Origin of the sequence: Halorubrum sp. CGM5_25_10-8B (assembly GCF_005435095.1) — an archaeon.
Taxonomy (GTDB): domain Archaea; phylum Halobacteriota; class Halobacteria; order Halobacteriales; family Haloferacaceae; genus Halorubrum; species Halorubrum ezzemoulense.
The window spans coordinates 224,905-249,422 of the sequence record NZ_SGTY01000002.1 but is presented as its reverse complement, the minus strand read 5'-3'; the positions used below and the strand labels follow the sequence as shown (position 1 = coordinate 249,422).

Here is a 24,518-nt window from a genome sequence, read left to right as displayed (position 1 = left end):
GGGAGCCGTCCGAACGTTGAAAGCCGCGAGCGACCCACGGCACCCATGGACGTCTTCGTGTACGGGACGCTGACCGAACCGGAGCGGGTCGCCGAGGTCGTCGACTCGTTCGTCTTCGTCGGCTCCGCGACGCTCGACGGCCTCCGGCTCGTGGAGGGGCGGTACCCGACGCTCGCGCCGGGCGGCGAGACGGGGGGCCGACTCCTCCGGACGGAGGCCGTCGACGCGCTCGACGCCTACGAGGACGTCGGGGGCGGACTGTACGTCCGCGAGACCGTCCCGCTCGACGCGCCGGCCGACTACCCCGACGCCGCCGCGGTGTACGTCGGCGACCCCGAGCGCCTCGACGCGGACGCGACGTGGCCCGGATCCGGGCCGTTCCCCAACCGAGTGCGCTCCGTCCTCGACGCCCGCGACGTGCGGGTGCGACTGACCCCCCGAGATACCGTCTGACGGGCGGATGACGGCGCCGCTGTCGTGCGGTTTCACTTTCGCTCTGGTAGCCCCACCTTTTTGTATTTCCGTCGCATCGTTTCACTCGCACGTCACACGCGTGCATTCCCCCTTTCACCGACCGCGAGCCGTCGGCTCGGCGTGCCGGGCCGCCCGGCGGCAGGCAGTCGGCACACGGCGACCGCGGCGGGTGCCGTCGACCGTCCCGTGGACGGTCGCCCCCGACCGGAACCGATTAGCGGGCGGCGCGGCGACGGGGTGGCATGCTCAGTCTTGCCGACATCCGCGAGGCGCGCGAGCGGGTCTCGGGCGTCGCCCGCCACACGCCGCTTGAGCGGTCGCGCTCGTTCTCCGAGATGAGCGGCGCGGACCTCCACCTGAAACTGGAGAACTTCCAGCGGACCGGCGCGTTCAAGATTCGCGGCGCGATGAACCGGATACAGACGCTCTCGGAGGCGGAGCGCGAGGCCGGCGTCGTCACCGCGAGCGCCGGGAACCACGCGCAGGGCGTCGCGCTGGCGGCGAGCCGCGCTGGCGTCGACGCCACCGTCGTGATGCCGAAGTTCGCGCCCGTCTCGAAGGTGAAGGCCACCCGCGGGTACGGCGCGAGCGTTCGCCTGGAGGGCGTCGACTACGACGAAGCGCAGGCGTACGCGCACCGGCTGGAGCGCGAGGAGGACCGGACCTACGTCCACGCGTTCGACGACCCCGTGGTGATGGCCGGACAGGGGACCCTCGGCTTGGAGATCGTCGACGACTGCCCCGACCTCGACACCGTCGTCGTCCCGATCGGCGGCGGCGGCCTGATCTCGGGCGTCGCGGTGGCGATCAAAGAGCAGCTGCCGGACGTGCGCGTCGTGGGGGTCCAGGCGGAGGGTGCGGCGTCGGCCGCGAAGTCGCTCGAGGCGGGCGAGGTCACGGAGATCGACAGCGTCGACACGATCGCCGACGGGATCGCGACGCGGTCGGTCGGCGAGGAGACCCTCGAGGTCATGGCGGAGTACGTCGACGAGGTCGTCACCGTCGACGACCGCGAGATCGCCTTGGCCCTCACGCTGCTCTTGGAGCGCGCGAAGACGCTCGTGGAGGGCGCGGGCGCGGTCGCGCTCGCCGCCGTCCTCTCGGAGGCGTTCGAGTACGACGACGGCGAGACGGTCGTCGCCGCGCTCTGCGGCGGTAACATCGACCTCAACCGCCTCGGCACCGTGGTCCGGCGCGGGCTCGTCCAGATGGGCCGGTACCTCAAGATCACGATCGACCTGAAGGACCGACCCGGCGAACTGGAGCGCGTCTCCAGCATCGTCGCGCGCACCGGCGCGAACGTGTACGCGGTCCACCACGACCGAACCTCGCGGGACGTGGCCGTCAACGCCGCCGAACTCGAACTCGAATTAGAGACCGACGACGCCGAACACGCCGCCGACATCGTCGACGCACTCGAAGCGGAGGGGTACGACGTGGAGATTCTGTCCTGAATCGGTCGGCGATGGCGACCATTTACAAATAGAACTACGGTGGCGCGTGCCTCCGAGCGCCCGGAGGGCGCGAGGAGCGCGCGCGAGGGAGTCAGTCGCCCGGAGCAACGCGGAGGGCGACTGACGAGGCTGGGGAGGTGTGAGGTGCGGTTGCTGTGCGGGGTGGGATTCAACTGGGCAGCCGAGAGACGGGCACAGGCCACGCAAGCACCGAAAGGAGCGAGCAGCGCGAGCGACTGAGGAACACAGCGAGCGTGCGCCCGCCTCTCGGCTGGGGCTTTGGATGCGGCCACCGCCGGTCGATTGCCAGTTGTTCATAAGCGAGCAACTGGGAGTTCGGCTACGATAGCTCGCCCGATTCACTCCGACGAGTCCGTCGAGTTGCTCCCAGAATCGGGAGCCGAAACGCTGCCGCTCACGCTCGTCGACCCGCCGAGGAGCGAGGAGTCCGAGTCGCCGCGCAGCGTCGTGACCGTCTCGCCGTCCTGTTTCACGATCAGGGTCCACGGGTCGTCGCCCGCGGGAATCCGCACCGTGCCGTTGTAGCGGACGACGCCGGAACACGACCGCGGCGCCGCGTCCGTCTCCTCGGTCGGAACGTCGAGCACGTAGGCGGACTCGTTCACCCGCTCGAACGTCGGGCCGCCGATCGCGTGCGAGGGTCCCGGCAGCGAGACGTTTCTGGAGTACGTGATCTCCGTGTTCTCGGCGCCGGCGACCACCGACGTCGAGCTGTTCGCCGAGAAGTCGTCGGGACAGCGGACCTCGTCGGTATCGAAGTGGAGCAGCGCCGGCGGATCGCTCGCCCCGCCGAGGAGGCCGCCGGGCCCTCCCGACACGGGGCCGGCGAGGGCGACGGCGCTACCGGTCACGAACAACGCGAGCGCAGCGGCGACGACGACCAGACCGCGTCTGTTCATCACATGTCCAACGACGGGAGAGGCGGAAATAGTACCGCGTATAACTCAAAGAGGGGTTTGCGTCACCGATCGCGTCACGGGTGTGGACGGAGCCGTCGAGACGGCGAATCGAACGCGTCGGAACCGACGGACCGCGCTTCAGTCGTCCGCGGCCGCGGCGTCGAGCTCGCCTTCGTATAGCTCGCCGGCGCGCTCGCGCTCGGAGAGGTACTCGTCGGCGTCGAGCGCGGCCTTCACGCCCATCCCGCCGGCGGTGGCCGCCTGCTGGTAGTGGAAGTCGACCACGTCGCCCGCGCCGAAGAGCCCCTCGACGCCGGTCCGGGTCTGGCCGCCGCCGCGGCCGCCCTCGGTGAGCAGGTAGCCGTCGTCGTCGGTCTCGATACCGGTGCCTTCGAGGAAGTCGGTGTTCGGCGTGTGACCGATGGCGTAGAAGACGGCCCCCACGTCGAAGTCGTACTCGTCGACCGCGTCGGCGGTCGCGGGGTCGTCGAGCTTCTCCTTCGGGTGGCCGTCGGGGTGTTCGACGAGGGTCACGCGGTCGATGCCGTCCTCGGGGGTGCCGTGGATCTCGGTGAGCTCGGTGTTGAGGAGGAGCTCGATCTCGCCGTCTTCGACGGCGTCCATCGTGCGCTCGATCCACACGTCCTCGGCGCGGAACTCCTCGCGGCGGTGCGCGATGTACACCGTGTCCGCGAACTTCGTCAGGAAGTTCGCCTCCTCCATCGCGGCGTCGCCGCCGCCGACGACGAGCATGTCCTCGTCGCGGAAGAACGCGCCGTCGCAGGTCGCGCAGGTGGAGAGGCCGTAACCCATCAGCTCCTCCTCGCCGGGGACGCCGAGCGTCCGCGCGCTGGCGCCCGACGCCGCAATGACGGCGTCGGCGGTGTACACGTCGCCGTCGGTGAGCGCGACGTGGAAGTGGCCCGCCGGCTCCTTCGAGACGTCCTCGATGACGCCGTTTCGGGTCTCGGCGCCGAACTTCTGCGCCTGCTCTTTCATGTCGTTGATCAGCCCCGGCCCGGAGATCCCCTCGGGGAAGCCGGGGTAGTTCTCCACGTCGGTCGTCAGCGTGAGCTGGCCGCCCGGCTCGTCGCCCTCGACGAGCAGCGGGTCGTTGTTCGAGCGCGCGGCGTATATGGCCGCGGAGAGACCCGAGATACCGGTGCCGGCGATGATGAGTCGGCGGTGTTCGACGATGTCGTCGGTCATTACCTACAGTTGGCCGCCGCGTCCTATGTACGTTGCGACCGTTGCGCGATTCCCGCACGACCGCCCCGCCGATGCTGCCGCGGACTTGCCCGCCGGACCGCCACCGACCTGCCCGCCGGACCGCCACCGACCCGCTCGGCGAACTGCTGCGGACCCGCTCGACGAACTGCCGCGGACCCGCTCACCGCACCGCGACGAACACGCTCCGGTCGTCGCCGGGGCCGTACCCCGAGGACACGTCAACGTCGTCGAACCCGGCATCTGCGAGCGCGTCGCCGATCCGCTCGTCGGCGAACGGCGTCATCCGGCGCCGGTCGGTGAACGGGTCGCCGTCGGGGGTGAACGTCACCGCGCGCCAGTCGAGCCGGCCGTCGTCGGTCGCGACGTGGTGCGCGACGCGGACGTACCGGAGTTCCCCATTTGCGTCGTGGCCAACGTCGAGACCCGGGGAGTTCCCGTCGGACGGCAGCGGGGAATTATCGAAGACGAGGACGCCGCCGGGCCGGAGTCGGTCCCGGAGCGCGGCGAGCGCGGGGTCGAGGTCGCCGGGCCCGAGGTGGTTCACGACGCCGCGGATGGCGACGGCGGCGTCGAACGGTTCGGTGTCGTACAGGTCCGGCTCCGGGAGCCCGGTCCGGTAGATCGAGACGGCGTCGGCGGGGCACTTCTCCCGCGCGACCGCGAGCATCCCCTCGTGGACGTCGATCGCGGTCACGTCGACTCCGCGGGCCGCGAACCGGCGCGTGTGCTCGCCGGTTCCGCAGCCGACCTCCAGCAGACGCTCGGGGTCGACGCCGCGGTCGGCGAGCGCGTCGAACACGAAGCCGGCGTCGCGGTCGTAGTCCCACTCCGACTGGATCGCGTCGTACAGCCGCGGGCGCTCGTCGTAGAGGCCGTCGGACATGGCGGGAACAGGCGCTATCTCGGCGCCCGGTGATGAGTGTCTTACGCCGCCTCGGGACCGGTTCGCACGACGGCGCCTCAGTCCGTCGGGAACTCCGGCGGAAGCCCGGTCGGCTGCGCCGGCGCGTCGTCGAGGGCCTCGAAGAAGCGCCCGGCGACGAACTCCTCGACGACCTCGGGCAGCGACTCCGACTCGTCGACCGCGGAGAGGATGCCGAGCGGGACCTGCGCGCCAGCCATCGAGGCGTGGCCCCCGGCCGACCCCGCGGGATCGAGCGCGTCGCGCAGCAACTCGCCGGCGTCGACCTCGGCGCCGCGGGCGCGGGCAGAGCCGTAGATCACGCCGTCGGTGTAGCCGTAGACGAACGTCACTGTCACGTCCTCCAGGTCGAGAAGCCGATCGGCCGCCTGCGCGAGCGCGTCGCGGTCGGTTATCTCGCCGACGCAGGAGGCCGCGACCGACCCGCGCACGTCGCGGTTCTCGATGGCGGCCGCGAGGACGCGGAGCGTCTCCGGGCTCACGCTCGGGCTCTCGACGCGTTCGAGCGTCGACTCGTCGGCGTGCGCGAGCAGCGCGGCGGCCGCCTCGAAGTCGTCGGTCGCGGTCGCGCGGGTGAAGTCTTTCGTGTCGATCCGGATGCCGTACAGCAGCGACGTGGCGAGTTCCCGGTCCGGCGCGATCCCGTACCGCGAGAGGTACTCGGCGATGAGCGTGCTCGTCGCACCGACGTCGGGCCGGATGTCGACGAACGATCCCGCGACCGGCCCCCGCGGCGGGTGGTGGTCGACGACCACGTCGACCGGGTGGCCCTCGGGGAGGCTGTCGTTGATCCCGGCGCGGGAGTGGTCGACCAGGGCGACGCCGCCGTACTCGTCGAGGTCCACCCCGTCGAACGACCGGAGCCCGATGTCGAGGAGGTTCACCAGCGCGCGGTTCTCCTGATGGGAGATGTCGCCGCCGTAGCAGGCGTCGGCGTCGACGCCGATCGACTCCGCGATCCGCGCCAGCCCGAGCGCACTGGCGATGGCGTCCGGGTCGGGGTTGTCGTGCGCGACGACCAACAGGGGCCCCGAGAACCCCCGGAGCGTCGCGAGCAGCCGGGCCGGCTTCTCGCCGTCGTCGGCATTGGCGCGCGAGAGGGCCGCCCCGGGGGAGGCGCCGCGACCGTCGTCGAGTCCGATCGCCTCGGAGACCCGATCGACGACCGCCTCGACGGGGTCGACCACGCGGTCGGCGACCGCCTCGACCGCCGCCCGCTGCTCCTCGGTCGGCGCCGTACCGAGGTGCGCGACGATCATCGCGTCCGGGTACCTGTCCCGAGCGGCGCGCGCGGCGGCGACGTTGCGCTCGGGGTCGTCGCTCGCGACCAGCACGACCGCCGCCGAGTCCGGATACGTCGCGGGGTCGGAGGGGTCGGCCTCGACGGTGGCGACGTTGCGGTCGCGCAGCGTCGACACCCAGCCGGTGTCGTCCGTGATCGCCACCAGGTCGTCGCGGTCGCCGCGCTCCTCGCGGGCGCGCTCGACGAGCGCGTTCCCGACCGCGCTACAGCCGAGCAGCAGGCGCCGGGTCATACCGGCGCGAGGGGATCGCGAGGCAAAACGCTGCCGTCGGCGCGGCGCGGGGCCGCTCCCGGGCCGAGCGGGCGCCGATGCCGAGTCACTCCGGGTCCTCCCCGTCGCGGAGCGCGCCGTTCGCCGCCGCGGCGACGTCGACCGCCGCGCGGTTCTCGGCCACGTCGTGGACCCGGACGATGTCGGCGCCGCGGTCGGCCGCGAGCGCGGTGCCGGCGACCGTCGCGTGCTCGCGGTCGTCGGCGTCGCGCCCGACCGCGCCGTACAGCGACTTGTGGGAGTGGCCGACGAGGACCGGGCAGCCGAGCGCCGCGAACTCGCCGCAGCGCGCGAGCAGCTCGAAGTCCTCCGCGGGCGACTTCCCGAAGCCGATCCCGGGGTCGACGATGACGCGATCGCGGTCGATGCCCGCCGTGTCGGCCAGCGCGAGGCGCTCGCGCAGCGCGTCGACGACCTCGCCGACCACGTCGTCGTACTCGGGGTCGGCGTCCGGGTCGACCGGCGCGTCGAGGCTGTGCATCACGATCACCGGGCAGTCGGCGTCGGCGACGACCGACCGCATCGCCGGGTCCTCCAGCCCCGTCACGTCGTTGATGATGTCCGCGCCCGCGTCCAGCGCCGCCCGGGCGACCGCCGGCTTGCGCGTGTCGACCGAGACGAGCACGTCCCCGGACCCGACCGCAGGCACCGACTGGATCGCCTCGATCGTCGGGACGACGCGCTCGATCTCCTCGTCGGCCGGGACCGGGTCGGCGCCCGGACGGGTCGACTCGCCGCCGACGTCGACGATGTCGACCCCGGCGTCGACCATCCGCTCGACGCCCGCGACCGCGTCGTCGAGGTCGGCGTGGCGCCCCCCGTCGTGGAAGGAGTCCGGCGTGACGTTGAGCACGCCCATCACGGCGGTCCGGTCGCTCCACGGGAACTCCGGGGCGGACTCGTCGTCCGCGGACGCCGACCTACCGTCCGGCGCGTCGATCCCGACCGACGCGGCGATGTCGGTCGCCACGCCGCCGAGCCCGCCGCCGTCGCTCGCGGCGAGCCGGTCGACGAGCGCGCGGAGCTCGGCGACCGTTCCCGCGACGGTGACGGGGACGTGCTCGCCGCCGGCCCCGCGGTCCTCGTTCGCGCCGAGCCCCCCGAGCGCCGCGTCGCCGCCGACGATCCGCGCCGCGGCCGCGACGCGCTCGGCCCGATCGCCTCGTAGCCGGAGCGTGAGGGTGCGGTGGTCGACGCCGTCCCGGTGCGCCGCGATCCCGTCTGGTTGAACGCCGGCAGTGTCGAGCGCGTGGGCCGCGCCGTCGACGCCGCGGACCGTCCGCTCGCGGACCGTTCGCATCCGCGCCGCCCGGGCCTCGGCGACGGCGAACAGCGAGCCGACGAGCAGCACGCAGTCGCCCGCCTCGGCGCGGTCGACCGCCGCCGCGAGCGCGTCCGCCACGTCGTCGCCGGCGGTCACGCGGTCGACGCCGGCGGAGCGCAGCGCCGCCGCGAGGACCGCGGGGTCCTCGGCGCGGTCGATGGCGGGCCGGCAGGTGACCGCCGTCGCCGCGTCCGGGAGCGCCGCAGCCGTCTCGGCGTGGTCCTTGTCGTGCATCGCCGCGTACACGAGGTGGAGGTCGTCGTAGTCGTACTCGGCGAGCGTCGCGGCGAGCGTGCGGGCGGCCGCGGGGTTGTGCGCGCCGTCGAGGACGGTCAGCGGCGCGGTGTCGACCACCTCGAACCGGCCGGGCCACGTCGCCCGCGCGAGGCCGTCGCGCACGTCGCGGTCGTCGAGGTCGGTTCGCAACGCTGCCGCGGTCCGGTCCGCGAGCGCGACGGCGACGGCCGCGTTCGTCGCCTGATGGCGCCCGACGAGCGGGATTCGGTAGGTGCCCTCGCGCTCGCCGGCGAGCGCGACCTCGGCGTCGGTGGCGCTGACGCGACCCTCGTAGCTCGCCGCGAACGCCGGCGGGTCGTCGGGTTCGGCATCGCTATCGGTGGGGTCGGCGCCCTCGTCGCGCTCGTTGGGTTCAGCGCCCTCGTCGCGCTCGTTGGGTTCAGCGTCCTCGTCGCTATCGTCGGCTTCGGCGTCCTCGTCGCTATCATCGGGATCGGCCGCCTCCGACGCGCCGTCTCCGACCACTCGCGTCACCGGCGCGCCCGCCTCGCCGGCGACCTCGCGGACCACGTCGAGCGCCTCGCCCTCACAGGCGGTGACGAGCGGCGCGTCGGGGTGGGCGATCCGGGCCTTCGTCCGGGCGATCTCGGCGATCGTGTCGCCCAGCACGTCGGTGTGTTCGAGCGAGACGTTCGTCACGGCGGTCGCGACGGGGTCGACCGCGCTGGTCGCGTCGTACTCGCCGCCGAGGCCGACCTCCAGGACGGCCACGTCCACGTCGCGCCGCGCGAACTCGCGGACGGCCATCGCCGTGACGACCTCGAAGAAGGTGAGCGGCTCGCCGGCGGCCGCCCGGTCGATCAGCCACGGGCGCACCGCCTCGACGAAGTCGGCGATCGCCGACTCGGTCATCTGCCGGCCGTCGACGCGGACCCGCTCGGCGAGCGCGGAGAGGTGCGGCGAGGTGTACAGCCCCACCGACAGCCCCGCCTCCCGGAGGACCGACTCGGTCAGCCGCGCCGCGCTGCCCTTCCCGTTCGAGCCGGCGATCTGGACGAACGGAACGTCCGCCTGCGGGTCCCCGAGGTGCGCGAGCAGCGCCTCCACCCGATCCGTGCCGGGCTTGACCGAGAAGCGGCGGAGGTCGAAGAGGAACGCCGCCGCCTCGTGGTAGTGCATGTCCCGTGAGTCGGCGGCGCGTCGCTTAGACGTAACGGACCTGACCGGGAGGGCGGGCGCGGTGGCCACGACCGCGCCGGAGGGGCCGACACCCCTGCGTCGACCGAAAAGTAACCCTTACGCGCGCGGCGGCCGCAGTCGATCGCATGGATGAGACAGCGACCGCCGACGCCGCCGCGGGAACGGCCGCCGACGGGACCGCGGCCGACCCCGTCGTCGCCGGCGAGGGGGTCCGGAAGGAGTACGGCGAGGTCGTCGCGCTCGACGGGGTCGACCTCGACGTCGCGGCCGGCGAGGTGTTCGGGCTCATCGGACCGAACGGCGCCGGGAAGACGACGCTGGTACGCGCGCTCACGGGGACCACCGAGGCCGAGGGCGACCTGCGCGTCTTCGGCGAGGCGCCGGCGGCGGTCGACCCGGCCCGGATCGGGCTGCTGCCGCAGTCGTTCGACCCGCCCGCGCGGCTCACGGCCCGGGAGCTGGTCGACTACTACGGCGGGCTGTACGACGCGGCCCGCGACACCGAGTCCGTCCTCGACGACGTGGGGATGGCGGACGACGCCGACGCCTGGTACGAGACGCTCTCCGGGGGCCAGCAGCGGCGCACCTGCGTCGCGACCGCCGTCGTCAACGACCCCGACCTCCTCTTCCTCGACGAGCCGACGACGGGGATCGACCCGGCCGGCCGCCGGGCGATCCACCGCCTGATCGAGCGGCTCGCGGCCGGCGGGACGACCGTCTTCCTCACGAGCCACGCGATGGACGAGGTCGAGCGGCTCGCCGACCGGGTCGCGCTGCTCCGCGACGGGCGGGTCGTCGCGAGCGGAGCCCCCGACCGACTGGTCGCCGAGCACGGCGGCGCGCCCCGCCTCGACGCCGACACCGCGACGGCGACGGGCGAGGAGACCGTCGAGGGCGTCGCGGCCGGCGTCCGCGAGCGCCTCGGGGACGACCCGACCGTCGAGGCGACCGACGGCGGGCTCCGGGTGCGCGGCGTCCGCCCGGAGGCGATCGGGGACGCGGTCGACGCGCTCGACGCGGCCGGCGTCGCGTTCAACTCGCTCTCGTGGTCCGAGCCGTCGCTGGAGGACGTGTACCTGCGGCTCACCGGCGAGGAGTACGCGCGGCGGGGCGGCGCGGCGGAGGCGACCGAGGCCGTCACCGACGGAGGGGAGCGATGAGCCGCCTCGGGCGGGTCCGGACGGAGGCGGTCGCGGCGGCGCGCTCGTTCACGCGCCGCCGGACGGCGGTGTTCTTCACCTTCTTCTTCCCGGTCATCCTCGTCGTCATCTTCGGCGCGCTGGTGCGGACCCAGCCGACCGGCGGCGGCCTCTTCGCCGAGCCCGCGGGCTACTACATCCCCGGCTACCTCGCGGTCGTCGTCCTGTTCACGCCGCTGTCGCGCGTCGGGTCCGAGATCGCGCGCCACCGCGACGGCGGGCGGTTCGAGAAGCTCGCGACGACGCCCCTCTCCCGCGCCGAGTGGCTGCTCGCGCACACGCTCGTCAACGTCGGGATCATCGGCGCCGCGAGCCTGCTCATCCTCGGGCTCGTGCTGGCGGTGACCGACGCGACGCTCATCCTCTCGCCCGCGCTGGCCGTCCTGCCGGTCTTCGTCGCGGTCGCGGTCGCGCTGTTCTGCGGGCTCGGAGCCGTCCTCGGCGCGCTCGCCGACTCGCAGGACGGCGTGATCGCCGCGAGCAACACGGTCGCGCTCCCGCTCCTCTTCCTCTCCGAGACGTTCGTCACCCCGTCGCTGCTGCCGGCGTGGTTCCGGCCCGCGGTCGCGGCCTCGCCGCTGACGTACTTCGCGCGGGGGACCCGGGCGATCACCTTCGAGGGCGGCGCGTGGACCGGCGACCTGCTGGTGTTGACCGCGCTCGCGGCCGTCTTCCTCGCGGTCGGCGCGTACGCGGTCCCGCGCACCGAGTGAGGGCTCGCCTCCGAAGCGGCGTCGGCGCCGCGGTTCGGAACCGTTCATTTATGGTCACAGCCCGCGCATCCGTGAACCGAGAGGAAGGCCGTTGACCACCGTTCACTTCACCTGTCCGGACTGCGACCAGACTATCGAGGTCAACGACGCGATGCGAAAGACGATCCTCGACACCGGCTGCCCGGTGTGTACCGCGGCCGCGGCCGAGGAGCACTTCGCCGTGACCTGTGAGTAGCCGCCGCTGGGACCCTGCGATCGACACTCGTTGACACATCGCGTCCGCTTGCTGTGCCTTTTTGCGTCGACCGCGACAACCGTTCGGCGATGACGCCCGAACTCGACGAGATCGACCTGGGAACCGTGCCGCTCGGCCGAACCGGCCTGCGGACGAGCGAGCTCCAGTTCGGCACGTGGCGGTTCGGCCGCGTGACCGAGGCGGGGAATGTGGAGATCGACGAGGAGCGCGCCCACGAGCTGCTCGACGCCTACGAGGCGGCCGGCGGGCGGTACATCGACACCGCCGACGTGTACGGCGGCGGCGACTGCGAGCGCTGGATCGGCGACTGGCTCGCCGAGCGGGACCGGGAGCGCTACACGATCGCGTCGAAGGTGTACTGGCAGATCCGCGACGGCGACCCGAACAGCCGCGGGACGAACCGCAAGAACGTCCGCCACCGCGTCGACGCCCTCCTCGACCGGCTCGACACCGACTACATCGATGTCCTCTACATCCACCGCTGGGACGACGAGACGCCGGCCCGCGAGCTGATGAAGACGCTCAACGGGCTCGTCGAGTCCGGCAAGGTCCACTACCTCGGCGCCTCCACGCTCCGCCCGAACGCCTGGAAGGTCGCCCGCGCCAACGCGATCGCCCGCAGCGAGGGGTGGGAGCCGTTCACGGTGCTCCAGCCGCGGTACAACCTCGTCGACCGCGAGATCGAGGGGGACTACCTCGAGTTCGCGCGCCAGCAGAATCTCGCCGTCTCCCCGTGGAGCCCGCTCGGGCAGGGCTTCCTGACGGGGAAGTACGACCGCGACGCGGACCTCCCCGACGACTCGAAGGCCGCCGAGTCGAGCCGCTTCCAGGAGGCGTACCTCACCGAGGAGAACTTCGACGTCCACGACGAGCTGGACGCGGTCGCCGACGAGGTCGGCGCGTCGCCCGCGCAGACCGCGCTCGCGTGGCTCGCGCACCGCGACGGCGTCACCGCGCCCATCGTCGGCGCCCGGACGGTCGACCAGCTGCGCGAGAACCTCGCGGCGGCGACGATCGACCTGTCGGACGAGCAGGTCGACCGGCTGACCGCGGCCAAGCCGGGGCCGTACGACGCGCTGTAGAAGGGAACGGGGGCTACCGCTCCGCGCAGTAGTCGACGAAGTTCCGCAGGATCGTCAGCCCCGTCTCGCCGCTCTTCTCGGGGTGGAACTGCGTGCCGAACACGTTGCCGGCCTCGTTGGCGACGACCGCCGGGAAGTCGACCCCGTAGTCGGCGGTGGCGACGACCGCGTCGGCGTCGTCCGGCTCGGCGTAGTAGGAGTGGACGAAGTAGGCGTACTCGCCGTCGACTCCCTCGACCAGCGGATGCTCCCGCTCGACTTCCAGCTCGTTCCAGCCCATGTGCGGCACCTTCCGGTCCACCTCGAAGCGCACGTTGGTACCGGAGATCAGGTCGAGTCCGGTCACCTCGCCCTCGCCCTCGTGGTCGGCCTCCTCGCTCGTCGTCAGGAGCATCTGCATCCCGAGACAGATCCCGAAGAGGGGGCGACCGGCCTCGGCGTGGTCGGTCAACGCCTCGCGCAGCGGGCCGGCGTTCTCCATCCCCTCGCGGAACGCGCCGACGCCCGGGAGAACGACGCCGTCGGCCGCGGCGAACGCCTCGGGATCGTCGGTGATCTCGACGGTCGCGCCCGCGCGCTCCAACCCCCGAGTCGCCGACCGGAGGTTCCCGAGCCCGTAGTCCACGAGCGCGACGGACACGTCGCGGTCCGGTGGAGATTCGTCCATGGTTCCGGTTCGCGACCGCGGTGGAAGTCAGTTTCCATCCGTGAGGCGTTGCATAGCGGTACGTAGCCGTACGTATATTTGAACAGCAACACTTTTGATAGAACAGTAAAACCCACACACGTACTCCTCATGGAGCGACGACGCCAATTCCTCAAGATCGCGGGTGCGGCAAGCATCGTTGGACTGGCCGGCTGTAGCGGCGGCGGCGACGGGTCGGACGGCTCCGACGGCATGAACGGCTCTGACGGGTCGGACGGCTCCGACGGGTCGGACAGCGAACCGGAGATGACGTTCGGCGGCGACGGCACGATCGACTTCGGCATCTCGCCGTCCGTCCCGCAGGAGGACCTCAACGTACAGTACTCCCCGCTCGAAGAGCACATCGGGAGCTACCTCCGGGAGAACTACGATGTCCCCAGCGACCTCAGCGTTGAGGGGACCATCGGAAGCAACTACAGCGCCATCATCCAGTCTCTCGGCCAGGGGACGCTGGACATCGCCGAGACCGGGCCGTTCGCGGCCGCCCTCGGCGTGAAGACCGGCAACGCGGAGGTCATCCTCCAGCGGTACGGCTACGGCGGCTGGACGTACAAGAGCATCATCGCGACGCCGAACGACAGCGACATCACCGAGCTGTCCGACCTCTCCGGGAAGACGGTCGCGTTCTCCGACCGGCTCTCCACCAGCGGCGCGCTGTACCCGCTGTACAGCATGTCGAGCCAGGGGGACCTCGACGTCGGCGAGCTCCCCGAGGGCAACGGCTCGCAGGCCGAGTTCGACGCCCGCTTCGCCGGCGGCCACGTCGGCTCGTACACCCTCCTCGAACAGGGCCAGGTCGACGCGGCCGCGATGGGCGGCTTCGTCCGCGACACGAAGACCGGCCCCACGCCGGACGAGTGGCAGGAGGTCGCGACTACCCTCCACGAGGACGAGGGGCTCCCGCGCGCACCGATCGTGGTCTCGCCCGAGCTCGACGACGACGTGAAAAGCGCCATCCAGGAGGCGTTCCTGGAGGGCCCGGACAGCATCTACTACGGCGCGGACGGCGAGGACGGCACCGGAGACGACCTCTGGTTCAGCCGCGTCCGCGGGGCGACCCAGGACGACTACCAGTCCGTCATCGACGTCGCCGACGAGCTCGGCGTCGGAACCGACATCTTCAACCAGTAGATCCCACACGGTCCCCCAACTTCGGATCGTTTTTCACACGATCGGTCTGTTTTTGGACAAACTCACACCTCATGCCAACGATCGAATTCGAAAACGTCAGTAAAATATACGACGAGGACACCGTCGCCCTCGACGACGTGTCGTTCACCATCGACGAGGGGGAGTTCGTCATTCTGCTCGGTCCCTCCGGTGCCGGCAAGTCGACGATGTTGCGGGTGTTGAACGGGCTCACGGAACCCACCGAGGGGTCCGTTCGCATCGGCGGCGAAGAGCTTCAAGGGAACCGCAGCGGGGTCGGGATGGTGTTCCAGGAACACTACCTCATCGAGAGCAAGACCGCGTTCGGCAACGCGCTATCCGGGGCGCTCTCGCGGAACGGGCTCCTCCGGAGCGCCCTCGGGATGCACGACGACGCGGACAAGCGGACCGCTCTGGAGGCACTCCAGACCGTCGGCCTCCTCGACGAGGCCGGGCAGCGCGCCGAGTCGATGAGCGGGGGACAGAAACAGCGCGTCGGGATCGCCCGCGCACTCGTCCAGAACCCCGAGATCGTCCTCGCCGACGAGCCGGTCGCCAGCCTCGACCCGAAGGCGGCCCGCGACGTGATGCGCTACCTCAAGAAGGCGGCGACCGAGCAGGACCTCACCACGATCACCAGCCTCCACCAGGTGAACATCGCGCGCGAGTTCGGGGACCGGTTCCTCGGGATCCGCGGCGGCGAGGTGATCTTCGACGGCGACGCCGACGACCTCACCATGGACGAGATGGACCGGATCTACTACGGCGAAGCCCAAGGCGGCAAGACGGTTCCGACCGGAACGAGCGGCGACGAACTCGGCGGGAGCGACGCCGACGTCGACGCCGCCGCCGACGGGGGTGAGCGGGCGTGAGCTCGCCAGACTCGGCGATCGACGACCAGTTCCGCGCGCTCGAACGGCTCCGCCGACTCAAATACCTCCTGTGGGCCGGGCTGCTCGCGGCCGTTCTCGGCGTCACCTACTGGGGTCTCGGCTTCATCGGGTTCCAGCCCAACGTCGTCGCCGGGCGGCTCCCGGGGATGTACGAGTTCATCTCGACCGGCTTCTTCCCGCCGGACTTCCAGAACTTCACGATCTACACCAAAGACCAGGGGATCAGCGGGCTACAAGCGATCCCCGCGAGCTTCGGCGACGGCGGCGCCCACATCATCGAGAGCTTCCAGTCGTCGCGGCAGTCGCTGGTGAAGGCGAGCCTCGTGACGCTCCTGCTCGGCATCATGGGCACCGTGTTCGCCTTCCCGTTCGCGCTCGTCCTCGGGGTCCTCGGGAGCGAGCGCGTCACGCCGTTCCCGTTCAACTTCATCTTCCGGGGCACCCTCAGCGGGATCCGCGCCATCCCCGCCATCGTCTGGATTTTCCTGTACATCCCCATCGGCCCACCGGGACAGGTGACGGCGGTGCTCGCGATCGCGACCGACAGCATCGGGAACCTCGGCCGCCTGTTCACCGACGACCTCGAAGAGATCGAGGAGGGGCCGATCGAGGCGATCCGGTCGACCGGTGCGTCGGGCACCCAGACCGTGAGCTTCGGGATGTTGAGTCAGGTCTCCCGCTCCTTCATCGCGTGGACGCTGTACATCTTAGAGATCAACACCCGGATCGCGATCTCGCTCGGCGTCGTCGGCGCTGGCGGGCTCGGACTGATGATCCGGAACAGTCAGGACCTCTTCGAGTTCCAGCAGACCGCCGCGGGGCTGGTGATGGTGTTCATCGTCGTCCTCGGCATCGAACTCATCTCCTCGCGCATCCGCGCCCGGCTCCGGCCGGGCGAGCACGAGGGGAAGGGGCTCATCGAAGCGATCCGCGGCCTGTTCGACCCGAAGAAGTGGCTCGGCGTCGGCGACCGCCGCGACTGAGCCGACTCAGAACTCGCCGAGCCGCGACTGGCCGTCGCCGCCGTTTTCTCCCCGGTCGCTGACGCCGCTCAGTTCGGCCGCCCGGGCGATCGTCTCGAAGAAGCCGTCGCGCTGACTCCGGTCGTACAGCGTCGCTGCGGGGTGGACGGATAACAGTACGCGCCGCGACACGCCGGCGAGCCGCGCGTCGACCACGTCGCCGGACTCGCCGGTGATCGCGACCGAGCGGTCGAGGAGGTGTTCGCTCGGCACCTTCCCGAGCGTCACGATCAGCTCCGGGTCGAGTCGGTCGATCTCGCCTTCGAGGTACCCGCGGCAGTTCGCCAGCTCCTCGGTCGTCGGGTCGCGGTTGTCCGGCGGTCGGCAGCGCACGCAGTTCGTGATCCGCACGTCGGCGCGGGCGAGCCCCGCGTCGCGCAGCGCCTCGTCGAGCACGTCGCCGGACCGCCCCACGAACGGCTCGCCCTCCTCGTCCTCGGTCGCGCCCGGCCCCTCGCCGACGAACAGCAGGTCCGCGTTCGTCGGGCCGACGCCGTCGACGATCCGGCTCCGCGACTCCACCAGCGCCGGGCACCGCTCGCAGGATGGCACTCGGAGGTCCTCGTCGAGCGCGGAGCCGTCGCCGCCGTGTTCGCTCATGCCCACGGCTCCGGGCGCGGTCGTCTAAGTAGCGTCGGTCGAACGGGCCGCACGCCGAGCCCCGCCTACTCGGCCGTCGCCGCCTCACGGTGCGCGCTCGCGGCGAGCGCCGCGATCCGGAGGGGCTCACAGCGCCGGAAGCCGTCGCGAGTGAGCCCCCGGATCGCCGCGGCGGCGCGCTCCGGTTCGATACCGACCGCGCGGACGAATCGGGGCCGATCCGAGTCCGGGTCGCCGACCGGAACGCGGGGCGGAAGCGACCGGTACGCGGCGAGCCGGTCGGCGAGGGCCTCGCCGTCGAACGCGTCCCGGAGCGCCGGTTCGAGCCCGGGGCTCGCCTCGTAGCTCACGGCGTAGACCGGGCGGTCGAGCGTCTCGGCGAGTTCGTCGAGGTCGAGGAGGTTGAACCACGCGGGCGCGACCCCCGCACAGACCACGTGGCGGACGTCCTCGCGGGCGAGCGTGCGCCAGCAGTCGATCACCGCGTCGGTCGCGTCGGTGCCGCCGACGGTACACCGCGCGAACGCGAAGCCGTCGGGGGTCCCGTCGGCGCGAACGACGACGCCGGCCGCGTGGCTCGCGTCGCGGGCGTCAGAGAAAGCGACGCCGAGCGCGCGGCTCGGCGTGGTCACTCACGCGTCCTCGGACTTTATCTCCTGGAGCCGGTCGAGAAGCTCGTCGTTCGAGGCGCCGGGTTCGTAGTCCACGGACCCTTGGTGGGTCTCCTGGGCAGCCCGGACGCCGTCGTCGTCGTCGAAGTCCGCGTCCAGGTCCTGATTCTCCTGTTCGGACTCGTCGTAGCTGCCGAAGCCCATTTGTGTGTGACACTAACAGGGGGTGAGTGATAAATCCACGGCCGTCAGCGGACCCGAGGGGCTCGCTGGGGTGCGACTGTACGCTTTTGTCGCTCCGCGAGCGAGTGGAGGCATGGAGCCGATCACCGTCACCGCGGACGCGGAGGAGTTCACCTGTAACGCGTACCTCGTCGTCGGGGACGAGACGACGCTCGTCGACGCGGGAACGATGCCCGGCGTCGAGGACGCCGTCGCCGACGCTCTCGCCGACGCCGGCGTCGACGGCCTCGACCGCGTCGTGATCACGCACCAGCACCGCGACCACGTGGGCGAGCTCGGCGCGGTGGTCGAGCGCTTCGACGCGGAAGTGCTCGCGTACGCCGATCACCCGCTCCGGGACGCCGCGCTCGGGGACGGCGACGAGGTGGTGGTCGGCGACGAGTCCTGCGAGGTCGTCTACACCCCCGGACACGCCGACGACCACGTCTCGCTCGTCGGCGCAGAGCGGCTCTACTCGGGCGACGTGGTGGTGTACAACGACGGCGCCTTCGACGACGGCTCGTTCGGCCGGACCGACATGGCCGGCCAGTCGCGCGAGCGCCTGATCGAGAGTCTCCGCGAGATCCTCGACCGGCTGCCCGACTCCACGGGGGCGATATTCCCCGGCCACGGCGACGTCTACCGCGCCGTCGACGGCCCGGAGACCCTCCGCGAGGTGATCGAGCGCGCGACGGAGCGCGCCGAGCGCCGCGAGCCGAAATACCCCGACGGGTGAGCGGGAGCCGGGTTTAAAACCGAGTGACTGCGAGACCGACCACCGACTTCGGCGGCCGCGAGGAGCGCGTGCGAGGGACGTGAGAGAGGGGTGACCGAAGGGAGCCCCGAGCGAACCGCGAGGCTGGGGCGGAGCGAGGCACACGCGCACCTGGTCGTCAGAAGGAGAGTCCGTGAGAAGGGCCGTGAACGACCCGGAAACGGCCGGGTTACGCCGCGCGGCGCTCGGTCGCCTTCGGGCGGAGCTTGGTGTAGCCGCACTTGCGGCAGCGCTCGGCCTCGGAGGCGTTGCGGGCGTTACAGCGCATACAGATCTGTCGGTCGAGCATGCGACGTTCGGCGGCGTCGAAACTGGCCATACGGCTACTGTGCGGGCGGTGCTGTAAAAGGTTGCGAGACGCCGCGACGGTCGCGGGAGGAGAGGCTAGTCGGCGAAAGTCCTGGTCAGGCGCCCGCTTCCGAGAGGGCGGCCTCGATGTCCTCGCGCTGCGTGACGCCGACGAAGCGGTCGACGACGCCGTCGTCGTTCTCGACGATGAGCGTCGGGAGCGAGCGGACCTGGTACTGGTTCGCGACGTCCTGCTCCTCGTCGACGTCGACCTTCTGGAGCTCGAACGCGTCGCCGAGGTCTTCCTGGATCTCCTCCAGGATGGGGTCTTGGGTCTTACACGGGCCGCACCACTCGGCGTGGAAATCCAGCAGTCGAACGGTCATAGTCGCGGTCAACTACCGCCGGGCCGCGCATAAGGGTTTCCCACTTGTGCGTGCGCGCGCTCGGCGGCGGCTCGACCGGGCGACGGCGCGACGGTGGCGCGAACACGGTCCGAACGACGAACGAAACGTTTAGGACGCGTCGCCGTCCAGAAGCGGGCATGAGTGGTTCCAACTCCGGCGGGCTGATGTCCAGTGCGGGACTGGTCCGCTACTTCGAGAACGAGGACCGGAACGCCATCGCGATCGACCCCAAGACGGTCCTCGCGTTCTGCGTCCTCTTCGGCGTGTTCGTCCAGATCCTCTCGCTGACGGTCGCGTAACGGCCTCGCCGTTCCCGTTCTGCCGACGCACCGATCCCGAGTCGACCGGTCGCGTAGCGCGCCCTTTTTCCACGCGCCCGCCCCACCGATACGTATGAAAGCAGGCGTCATCGCCGTCCAGGGCGACGTGGCCGAACACGCCGCCGCCGTCCGCAACGCCGCGGCCGCCCACGACGAGTCCGCGGAGGTCGTCGAGATCCGAGAGTCGGGGGTCGTGCCCGACTGCGACGTCCTCCTGATGCCGGGCGGGGAGTCGACGACCATCTCGCGGCTGATCCACCGCGAGGGGATCGCCGCGGAGATACGGGACCACGTCGCGGCCGGGAAGCCGATCCTCGCCACCTGCGCCGGACTGATCGTCTGCTCGACCGACGCGAAGGACGACCGGGTCGAGCCGCTGGGGCTGGTCGACGTCTCGGTCGACCGCAACGCGTTCGGCCGGCAGAAGGACTCCTTCGAGGCGAAGGTCCCGGTGACCGGCCTCGACGACCCCTTCCACGCCGTGTTCATCCGCGCGCCGGCCATCGACGACGTGGGCGACGGCGTCGAGACGCTCGCGACCGTCGACGGGCGCCCGGTCGCGGTGCGCGACGGGCCGGTCGTGGCCACCGCGTTCCACCCGGAGCTCACCGACGACCCGCGGATCCACGACCTCGCCTTCTTCCCCGAGCGGGAGGTGGTCGCGTGAGCGATCCGGCCGAGGGCGAATCGAGCGCGGACGAGCCGCCCGAGGCCGTCCTCGACGAGCTGTTCGCCACCATCGAGTCGCGCAAGGAGGAGCTCCCGGAGGGGTCGTACACCGCGTCCCTGTTCACCCACGAGAAGGGAGAGAACGCGGTCTTAGAGAAGGTCGGCGAGGAGACGACGGAGGCCATCCTCGCGGCGAAGGACGACGACCGCGAGGAGCTCACCGCGGAGAGCGCCGACCTCGTCTACCACCTGCTCGTGTTGTTCGCGATGAAGGACCTCGACATCGAGGACTTACGCGCTGAGCTCCGCGAGCGGTTCTGAGTCCCCGCGGCGGTCGACGCCTACCGCTCCCGTTCGAGTTCGCGGTCGATCTCGTCGACCTCCTCGGTCTCCAACTCCTCGCCGATGCGCCGCTCGAACTCCGCCTCGCTGATCTGTCCCTCGACGTACTGCTTCCGGAGGCGGTCCTGGCGGCTGCTCCCGGCGTCGACCGAGGTCGACGAGGCGGACTCCGAGCCGATCGAGTCGAGCGACGGCGAGCCGCCCTCGCCGAGCAGCCACGAGCCGGCCTTGTAGGCGACGTAAACGAGCCCCGCCAGCACCGCGAGCGAGACGACCCCGGAGACGATCGTCCAGACGAGGCTCACGAGCGCGGAGACCACGCTGACGACGATACCGACCCCGATCAACACCGCGATCGCGATCGCCGCGTAGTAGAGGGCCTGCTTCCCGTCCATACCCCGGAATCGGGCTGCCGGCCGCAAATACCTTCTCCCGGAGACGGCGTCGCGCGGTTCGGTCCGTGCCCCCGGACTTTTGTCCGTGGCGCCGAACGTCAGACGGTGAGACCGCCGTGTGCGACGCCGCCCCGCCTGGATCCGACGCGCGGACGGAAGCGACCCGCAGAGCGATGCTTCGGCGGAGCGGGGCGCTCGCGGTCGGTGCGGTCGCGGCGACGGGGTCGGCCGCCCTCGCCGGTTGCGCCGGGCGCGGGAGCGGCGATGCCGGCGGAAACGACGGCTACGCCGCGGGGGCCGGCGCGGCCGCCGGTAGGGGGGACCCTCCGCTCGTCGCGCACCGCGGCTTCGCGGCCGAACACCCGGAGAACACGGTCGCGGCTATCGAGGCGGCGACGACCGTCGTCGACCGGGTCGAGCTCGACGTGCGCCGCTGCGGCACGGGCGAGCTCGTCGCCTTCCACGACGCGACGCTGGGGCGGGTGACGGACGCGACCGGTCGCGTCGGCCGGACCCCGGCGGGGCGGCTCGCCGAGCTCTCCGTCGAGGGGTCGGGAGAACCGGTGCCGACGCTCGCCGCGGCGCTCGACGCCGTGCCGTCGGACGCGTGGGTCCTGCTCGACCTGAAGGAGCGCGGCGTGGCGGCCGACGCGGTCGCGGCCGGCGCGGAACGCGACCACGGGCTCGCCGTCGCCGCCGACGACCCCGCGGCCATCGAGGCCGCGAACGCGGCCGACCCGACGGTCCCGACCGTCTACGGGGCCCGGGAGTCGGTCCCGGCGCGGCCGCTTAGGCCGCTGATCCCGGGGAGCCGAGCGGGGGTCGGACTGCCGAGGTGGGCGTATCCGCCGCAGGACGTGGCGGGGATCGTCGAGACGGCGACGGCACTGGGCTGTGCGGCGGTGTCGCCGCGGTACGAGCTGTGCCTCCGGACGGATATCGTCTCGCGGGCCGCGACCGCCGGGCTGCGGGTGCTGCCGTGGACGGTCGCCTCGGCCCGGGAGTACGGCGCGGTGGCGTCGGTCGACGGCGTCGGCGCCGTCGTCTCGGACGTCTCGCTGGGACGCCGGGAGCCGTGACAACCGAGACGAACGAGCGGCTCGCGGGCGGCAGAAGTGTTATTCGTGCGGCTCACGTCGCCCGAGGAAATGGATCGGGACGCCGACGCCGGCGACGGTGCGAGGGGGAGCGGGCCGGACGAAGCGCCCGGCGGGGCGCCCGCGAGCCGCGTCGACCGCCGGACCGTCCTCGGCGCGCTCGCGGGCGCCGGGAGCGCCGCGGTCGCGGGCTGTTCCGGCCCTGAGCCGGACGACGCGTCGACGACCGATCTCGACGCGGACCGGCTCGACGAACTCGCGGCGGGGTTCGCGCCGACGCTGTACTTCGACAGCGCCGAGCCGTGGTACCCGACCGACCCGCGACCGTACGCGAGCGAGGCGGACGGCGAGACGGTCGTCGACGGCTTCGCCGCGTTCGACGGCTACCACGAGCGGTACGACGAGGCGGGCGAGCCGCCGAACCCGACCGTCTTCTACAACGGGATGCGCTACGAGGACTCCCCGCTGGCGGTCGTCCAGTTCTGGCTCTATTCCGCGTTCGACCAGTTCACCGCGAACTTCCACTGGCACGACTGGGAGGTGCTCCACGTCTTCGTCGACCTCGACTCGGGCGACCCGCAGCTGTACGTCGCCAGCTCGCACTCGCGGAGCGTGCCCAACAACGAGTTCCTCGACCCCGACCCCGAGGTCGTCCCGCGGATCCTCCCCGAGCTCGGCTCGCACTCCAGCACGCTCTCGATCAACGAGATCCCGGACGGCTTCCGGCGCGTCGGCGAGGAGGGCCTGCTCGCCGACATCACCAACACGACGATCGACACGGTCGAGGACCTGCTCGGGATTCCGATCGCCTACGGTCTGCCCCGCGACGAGGGGGCCCGACTGCCGTTCGTCGTCCCCGAGTACGAAGGGGAGCCGATCTACGACCACCCTGACCTCCCGTCGGTCTCGGAGTCCTCGCTGGTCGACGGCGCGCTGACGGTCCGGTCGCTCGACGCGCTGCGTTCGCCGCCGACCGACCTGCCGCTCCGGGAGACGGGGGTCGCCTTCCGACACGGCGAGCGCCCCGACGACGGCGACGACGCCGCGCTCGCCGCCGAGGCCGCCGAGTCCGTCGTCGAGTACGAGCTGGTGGAGAGCGCCGAGCTGGAGGACATCGACGCGTTCACCGGCCCGCAGCTCAGCTTCGAGTTCGCCGTGCCCGAGGCCGTCGAGGACGCGGTCGCGAGCCACATCACGACCACCGGGGTCCCGTGGGAGCAGCCGCGCTACGAGAACCCCGCGCTCGACGTCACTGCGGGGAACCACCGGTCCGAGATGGCGGACCGGTACGACGCGATCGCCGACGACCCGTCGTTCGGCGACGAGGCCGCCGGGGGGCTCGACGCCGTCGTCGCGCGCGTCACGCGGGCGACCGAGAGCGACGAGGCGCCCGACGGCGAGGGGTTGACCACGACCGAGTCGAGCGTCGAGTCGTTCGCGCTGATCGAGAGCGACCCGGAAGCGGTGCCGACGTTCGCCGGCGGCGTCGCGGTCGCGAACGGCGTCCCCGAGGGCGATCACCGCTTCACGGTCAACGGCGCCGGGCGGGCGCCCCACAGCGAGCGGCTGACCGTCGCGGCCGACGAGGCCGTGACGACCGCCGGCATCGACGGCGAGATTCCGCTCGTCGCCCGCGAGAACGCGCGGAAGGTCGAGCTGTCGGACGCGGAGAGCGAGGTCGACCTGACCCGGACCGCGATCGAGGACGACTTCGCCGGGCGGATCTACGACTCCGCGATCGAGGGGAGCGACGCCGCCTACGTCCACGCCGGCGGCGCGTACACGACGGAGGTCCGCGACGCCGACGACGAGGTCGGCGCGTACCGCGTCAACCCGGACCGGCCGGGGGCGGGAGACGACGGCGACGAGGGGGACGATCCGGACGCCGGCGACGACGCGATCCGGATCGAGCGCCCGGAGACCGGGGCGGCCCCGCTCGCGGGCTACGTCGCCGACGTGGCCGAGGAGACGCGCGCGGCGGTCGCGGCCGCGGCGGCCGAGAGCGACGGCGGGGACGGAGACGGCGGCGCGGGCGGCGGGAGCGGCGGCGGAAACGACAGCGGCGGGAGCGGCGGCGGTTCGGGGGGCCCGTCGAACGCGGTCAACGGGCTCGAACGCGCCCTCGCGGCCGCGGTCGACGCCGCGGAGCGGGCCGAGGAGCGCGCCCGCGAGGGCGACGCCGAAGGGACGGAGCGTCAACTGGCGAACGTGCTCGACCGGATCGCCCGGATCGAGGAGCGGCTCGCGGCCGCGCGGGAGGGGCTCCCGCCCGGGCTCGCGAACGCGACCGGAAAGCGGGTCGAGCAGGCGACGAAGCGGGTCGAGCAGGCGAGGAACGCCGAGAAGCTGTAGGCCGCCAGCGCGCCGGCGCTCGCGCGGGCGCGCGCAACGGCCGCGTCGCCCCGTGTCACGGCGCACCACTGGATGGAAAGCTATA

General features: G+C 71.9%; 27 protein-coding genes. 15 read left to right on the top strand and 12 right to left on the bottom strand.

Annotated elements, in window-relative coordinates; translation table 11 throughout:
* The first annotated feature begins 45 nt into the window (after nucleotides 1-45).
* Nucleotides 46-453 carry a gamma-glutamylcyclotransferase family protein gene (locus EXE51_RS02775; RefSeq protein ID WP_049931846.1) on the top strand — a complete coding sequence of 136 codons (408 nt, stop codon included), beginning with the start codon at nucleotides 46-48 and terminating at the stop codon, nucleotides 451-453.
* Nucleotides 454-716: 263 nt separating this feature from the next.
* The gene (gene ilvA, locus EXE51_RS02770) at nucleotides 717-1,928 is read left to right on the top strand and encodes a threonine ammonia-lyase (RefSeq protein WP_086215771.1); all 1,212 of its coding nucleotides are present in this window, start codon (nucleotides 717-719) and stop codon (nucleotides 1,926-1,928) included.
* A 359-nt stretch (nucleotides 1,929-2,287) separates the two neighbouring features.
* Here ilvA and EXE51_RS02765 read toward each other — a convergent pair whose 3' ends face one another.
* The 5 genes from EXE51_RS02765 to folP all read right to left on the bottom strand — a co-directional run bounded on the left by EXE51_RS02765 (nucleotide 2,288) and on the right by folP (nucleotide 9,314).
* Entirely contained in the window at nucleotides 2,288-2,848 is a 561-nt protein-coding gene (locus EXE51_RS02765) for a hypothetical protein (RefSeq protein ID WP_094552509.1), read from the bottom strand.
* A gap of 138 nt (nucleotides 2,849-2,986) precedes the next feature.
* A complete protein-coding gene (locus tag EXE51_RS02760) occupies nucleotides 2,987-4,057 on the bottom strand; it encodes an NAD(P)/FAD-dependent oxidoreductase (protein ID WP_089308847.1) in 1,071 nt (356 codons plus the stop codon).
* Between the two features lie 181 nt (nucleotides 4,058-4,238).
* Entirely contained in the window at nucleotides 4,239-4,961 is a 723-nt protein-coding gene (locus tag EXE51_RS02755; RefSeq protein WP_094579804.1) for a bifunctional 2-polyprenyl-6-hydroxyphenol methylase/3-demethylubiquinol 3-O-methyltransferase UbiG, read from the bottom strand.
* A gap of 77 nt (nucleotides 4,962-5,038) precedes the next feature.
* Complete coding sequence (locus EXE51_RS02750) at nucleotides 5,039-6,535, bottom strand: DHH family phosphoesterase (protein ID WP_094495437.1); 1,497 nt, start codon at nucleotides 6,533-6,535, stop codon at nucleotides 5,039-5,041.
* 85 nt (nucleotides 6,536-6,620) lie between these two features.
* Nucleotides 6,621-9,314 (bottom strand): dihydropteroate synthase, encoded by a 2,694-nt coding sequence (gene folP / locus EXE51_RS02745; RefSeq protein ID WP_137691989.1) that lies wholly within the window; start codon nucleotides 9,312-9,314, stop codon nucleotides 6,621-6,623.
* Nucleotides 9,315-9,460: 146 nt separating this feature from the next.
* Between folP and EXE51_RS02740 the strand changes: the two genes are divergently transcribed.
* The 4 genes from EXE51_RS02740 to EXE51_RS02725 all read left to right on the top strand — a co-directional run bounded on the left by EXE51_RS02740 (nucleotide 9,461) and on the right by EXE51_RS02725 (nucleotide 12,585).
* Complete coding sequence (locus tag EXE51_RS02740; RefSeq protein ID WP_137691988.1) at nucleotides 9,461-10,495, top strand: ABC transporter ATP-binding protein; 1,035 nt, start codon at nucleotides 9,461-9,463, stop codon at nucleotides 10,493-10,495.
* Nucleotides 10,492-11,247: an ABC transporter permease gene (locus EXE51_RS02735; protein WP_049931830.1), complete on the top strand. Its 756-nt coding sequence runs from the start codon at nucleotides 10,492-10,494 to the stop codon at nucleotides 11,245-11,247. Before EXE51_RS02740 ends, EXE51_RS02735 begins: the two co-directional genes overlap by 4 nt.
* A gap of 91 nt (nucleotides 11,248-11,338) precedes the next feature.
* On the top strand, nucleotides 11,339-11,482 hold the full coding sequence (locus EXE51_RS02730) for a zinc ribbon domain-containing protein (RefSeq protein ID WP_129452291.1): 144 nt from the start codon (nucleotides 11,339-11,341) through the stop codon (nucleotides 11,480-11,482).
* 89 nt (nucleotides 11,483-11,571) lie between these two features.
* Entirely contained in the window at nucleotides 11,572-12,585 is a 1,014-nt protein-coding gene (locus tag EXE51_RS02725) for an aldo/keto reductase (RefSeq protein ID WP_049931828.1), read from the top strand.
* A gap of 13 nt (nucleotides 12,586-12,598) precedes the next feature.
* On the opposite strand, the gene hisH is transcribed toward EXE51_RS02725, so the two are convergent.
* Nucleotides 12,599-13,252: an imidazole glycerol phosphate synthase subunit HisH gene (gene hisH, locus EXE51_RS02720; RefSeq protein ID WP_049931826.1), complete on the bottom strand. Its 654-nt coding sequence runs from the start codon at nucleotides 13,250-13,252 to the stop codon at nucleotides 12,599-12,601.
* 129 nt (nucleotides 13,253-13,381) lie between these two features.
* Here hisH and EXE51_RS02715 point away from each other — a divergent pair, with 129 nt between their 5' ends.
* The 3 genes from EXE51_RS02715 (at nucleotide 13,382) to EXE51_RS02705 (ending at nucleotide 16,316) form a co-directional block, all read left to right on the top strand.
* Nucleotides 13,382-14,422, top strand: coding sequence for a phosphate/phosphite/phosphonate ABC transporter substrate-binding protein (locus EXE51_RS02715; protein ID WP_049931825.1), 1,041 nt, complete (start codon nucleotides 13,382-13,384; stop codon nucleotides 14,420-14,422).
* A 71-nt stretch (nucleotides 14,423-14,493) separates the two neighbouring features.
* The gene (phnC, locus tag EXE51_RS02710) at nucleotides 14,494-15,312 is read left to right on the top strand and encodes a phosphonate ABC transporter ATP-binding protein (protein ID WP_049931823.1); all 819 of its coding nucleotides are present in this window, start codon (nucleotides 14,494-14,496) and stop codon (nucleotides 15,310-15,312) included.
* Complete coding sequence (locus EXE51_RS02705; RefSeq protein WP_049931821.1) at nucleotides 15,309-16,316, top strand: ABC transporter permease; 1,008 nt, start codon at nucleotides 15,309-15,311, stop codon at nucleotides 16,314-16,316. Before phnC ends, EXE51_RS02705 begins: the two co-directional genes overlap by 4 nt.
* Before the next feature lie 6 nt (nucleotides 16,317-16,322).
* Here EXE51_RS02705 and EXE51_RS02700 read toward each other — a convergent pair whose 3' ends face one another.
* The 3 genes from EXE51_RS02700 to EXE51_RS02690 form a co-directional block, all read right to left on the bottom strand.
* Nucleotides 16,323-16,955, bottom strand: coding sequence for a uracil-DNA glycosylase family protein (locus EXE51_RS02700; protein ID WP_049931819.1), 633 nt, complete (start codon nucleotides 16,953-16,955; stop codon nucleotides 16,323-16,325).
* 65 nt (nucleotides 16,956-17,020) lie between these two features.
* Nucleotides 17,021-17,587: a DUF99 family protein gene (locus EXE51_RS02695; RefSeq protein ID WP_137690613.1), complete on the bottom strand. Its 567-nt coding sequence runs from the start codon at nucleotides 17,585-17,587 to the stop codon at nucleotides 17,021-17,023.
* Nucleotides 17,588-17,770 carry a DUF5786 family protein gene (locus tag EXE51_RS02690; protein WP_007995123.1) on the bottom strand — a complete coding sequence of 61 codons (183 nt, stop codon included), beginning with the start codon at nucleotides 17,768-17,770 and terminating at the stop codon, nucleotides 17,588-17,590.
* Between the two features lie 112 nt (nucleotides 17,771-17,882).
* On the opposite strand from EXE51_RS02690, the gene EXE51_RS02685 reads away from it, so the two are divergent.
* A complete protein-coding gene (locus EXE51_RS02685) occupies nucleotides 17,883-18,524 on the top strand; it encodes an MBL fold metallo-hydrolase (protein WP_137691987.1) in 642 nt (213 codons plus the stop codon).
* Nucleotides 18,525-18,732: 208 nt separating this feature from the next.
* Here the strand turns inward: EXE51_RS02685 and EXE51_RS02680 are convergent, their stop codons facing one another.
* Both EXE51_RS02680 and EXE51_RS02675 read right to left on the bottom strand, forming a co-directional pair.
* A complete protein-coding gene (locus tag EXE51_RS02680) occupies nucleotides 18,733-18,882 on the bottom strand; it encodes a 50S ribosomal protein L40e (RefSeq protein ID WP_006629440.1) in 150 nt (49 codons plus the stop codon).
* 85 nt (nucleotides 18,883-18,967) lie between these two features.
* Nucleotides 18,968-19,237, bottom strand: coding sequence for a co-chaperone YbbN (locus tag EXE51_RS02675; RefSeq protein WP_006111654.1), 270 nt, complete (start codon nucleotides 19,235-19,237; stop codon nucleotides 18,968-18,970).
* A gap of 158 nt (nucleotides 19,238-19,395) precedes the next feature.
* Here EXE51_RS02675 and EXE51_RS02670 point away from each other — a divergent pair, with 158 nt between their 5' ends.
* The 3 genes from EXE51_RS02670 to hisE all read left to right on the top strand — a co-directional run bounded on the left by EXE51_RS02670 (nucleotide 19,396) and on the right by hisE (nucleotide 20,568).
* A complete protein-coding gene (locus tag EXE51_RS02670; protein WP_049910744.1) occupies nucleotides 19,396-19,557 on the top strand; it encodes a preprotein translocase subunit Sec61beta in 162 nt (53 codons plus the stop codon).
* 94 nt (nucleotides 19,558-19,651) lie between these two features.
* Nucleotides 19,652-20,245: a pyridoxal 5'-phosphate synthase glutaminase subunit PdxT gene (gene pdxT / locus EXE51_RS02665; RefSeq protein WP_086220210.1), complete on the top strand. Its 594-nt coding sequence runs from the start codon at nucleotides 19,652-19,654 to the stop codon at nucleotides 20,243-20,245.
* Entirely contained in the window at nucleotides 20,242-20,568 is a 327-nt protein-coding gene (gene hisE / locus EXE51_RS02660) for a phosphoribosyl-ATP diphosphatase (protein WP_137691986.1), read from the top strand. The genes pdxT and hisE overlap by 4 nt, the downstream gene beginning before the upstream one ends.
* A 20-nt stretch (nucleotides 20,569-20,588) precedes the next feature.
* On the opposite strand, the gene EXE51_RS02655 is transcribed toward hisE, so the two are convergent.
* Complete coding sequence (locus EXE51_RS02655) at nucleotides 20,589-20,984, bottom strand: hypothetical protein (RefSeq protein WP_049931810.1); 396 nt, start codon at nucleotides 20,982-20,984, stop codon at nucleotides 20,589-20,591.
* 173 nt (nucleotides 20,985-21,157) lie between these two features.
* On the opposite strand from EXE51_RS02655, the gene EXE51_RS02650 reads away from it, so the two are divergent.
* Together EXE51_RS02650 and EXE51_RS02645 are read left to right on the top strand one after the other, a co-directional pair.
* Nucleotides 21,158-22,063: a glycerophosphodiester phosphodiesterase gene (locus EXE51_RS02650; protein ID WP_099288758.1), complete on the top strand. Its 906-nt coding sequence runs from the start codon at nucleotides 21,158-21,160 to the stop codon at nucleotides 22,061-22,063.
* 69 nt (nucleotides 22,064-22,132) lie between these two features.
* Nucleotides 22,133-24,433 (top strand): hypothetical protein, encoded by a 2,301-nt coding sequence (locus EXE51_RS02645; protein ID WP_137691985.1) that lies wholly within the window; start codon nucleotides 22,133-22,135, stop codon nucleotides 24,431-24,433.
* The last annotated feature ends 85 nt before the right edge of the window (nucleotides 24,434-24,518 follow it).

Excerpts from the sequence above, each read along its gene's own strand:
- EXE51_RS02775 (WP_049931846.1), top strand. The coding sequence starts at position 46 with ATGGACGTCTTCGTGTACGGGACGCTGACCGAACCGGAGCGGGTCGCC.
- ilvA (WP_086215771.1), top strand. The coding sequence starts at position 717 with ATGCTCAGTCTTGCCGACATCCGCGAGGCGCGCGAGCGGGTCTCGGGC.
- EXE51_RS02765 (WP_094552509.1), bottom strand. The coding sequence starts at position 2,848 with ATGAACAGACGCGGTCTGGTCGTCGTCGCCGCTGCGCTCGCGTTGTTC.
- EXE51_RS02760 (WP_089308847.1), bottom strand. The coding sequence starts at position 4,057 with ATGACCGACGACATCGTCGAACACCGCCGACTCATCATCGCCGGCACC.
- EXE51_RS02755 (WP_094579804.1), bottom strand. The coding sequence starts at position 4,961 with ATGTCCGACGGCCTCTACGACGAGCGCCCGCGGCTGTACGACGCGATC.
- EXE51_RS02750 (WP_094495437.1), bottom strand. The coding sequence starts at position 6,535 with ATGACCCGGCGCCTGCTGCTCGGCTGTAGCGCGGTCGGGAACGCGCTC.
- folP (WP_137691989.1), bottom strand. The coding sequence starts at position 9,314 with ATGCACTACCACGAGGCGGCGGCGTTCCTCTTCGACCTCCGCCGCTTC.
- EXE51_RS02740 (WP_137691988.1), top strand. The coding sequence starts at position 9,461 with ATGGATGAGACAGCGACCGCCGACGCCGCCGCGGGAACGGCCGCCGAC.
- EXE51_RS02735 (WP_049931830.1), top strand. The coding sequence starts at position 10,492 with ATGAGCCGCCTCGGGCGGGTCCGGACGGAGGCGGTCGCGGCGGCGCGC.
- EXE51_RS02725 (WP_049931828.1), top strand. The coding sequence starts at position 11,572 with ATGACGCCCGAACTCGACGAGATCGACCTGGGAACCGTGCCGCTCGGC.
- hisH (WP_049931826.1), bottom strand. The coding sequence starts at position 13,252 with ATGGACGAATCTCCACCGGACCGCGACGTGTCCGTCGCGCTCGTGGAC.
- EXE51_RS02715 (WP_049931825.1), top strand. The coding sequence starts at position 13,382 with ATGGAGCGACGACGCCAATTCCTCAAGATCGCGGGTGCGGCAAGCATC.
- phnC (WP_049931823.1), top strand. The coding sequence starts at position 14,494 with ATGCCAACGATCGAATTCGAAAACGTCAGTAAAATATACGACGAGGAC.
- EXE51_RS02700 (WP_049931819.1), bottom strand. The coding sequence starts at position 16,955 with ATGAGCGAACACGGCGGCGACGGCTCCGCGCTCGACGAGGACCTCCGA.
- EXE51_RS02690 (WP_007995123.1), bottom strand. The coding sequence starts at position 17,770 with ATGGGCTTCGGCAGCTACGACGAGTCCGAACAGGAGAATCAGGACCTG.
- EXE51_RS02685 (WP_137691987.1), top strand. The coding sequence starts at position 17,883 with ATGGAGCCGATCACCGTCACCGCGGACGCGGAGGAGTTCACCTGTAAC.
- EXE51_RS02680 (WP_006629440.1), bottom strand. The coding sequence starts at position 18,882 with ATGGCCAGTTTCGACGCCGCCGAACGTCGCATGCTCGACCGACAGATC.
- EXE51_RS02675 (WP_006111654.1), bottom strand. The coding sequence starts at position 19,237 with ATGACCGTTCGACTGCTGGATTTCCACGCCGAGTGGTGCGGCCCGTGT.
- EXE51_RS02670 (WP_049910744.1), top strand. The coding sequence starts at position 19,396 with ATGAGTGGTTCCAACTCCGGCGGGCTGATGTCCAGTGCGGGACTGGTC.
- pdxT (WP_086220210.1), top strand. The coding sequence starts at position 19,652 with ATGAAAGCAGGCGTCATCGCCGTCCAGGGCGACGTGGCCGAACACGCC.
- EXE51_RS02655 (WP_049931810.1), bottom strand. The coding sequence starts at position 20,984 with ATGGACGGGAAGCAGGCCCTCTACTACGCGGCGATCGCGATCGCGGTG.
- EXE51_RS02650 (WP_099288758.1), top strand. The coding sequence starts at position 21,158 with ATGCTTCGGCGGAGCGGGGCGCTCGCGGTCGGTGCGGTCGCGGCGACG.
- EXE51_RS02645 (WP_137691985.1), top strand. The coding sequence starts at position 22,133 with ATGGATCGGGACGCCGACGCCGGCGACGGTGCGAGGGGGAGCGGGCCG.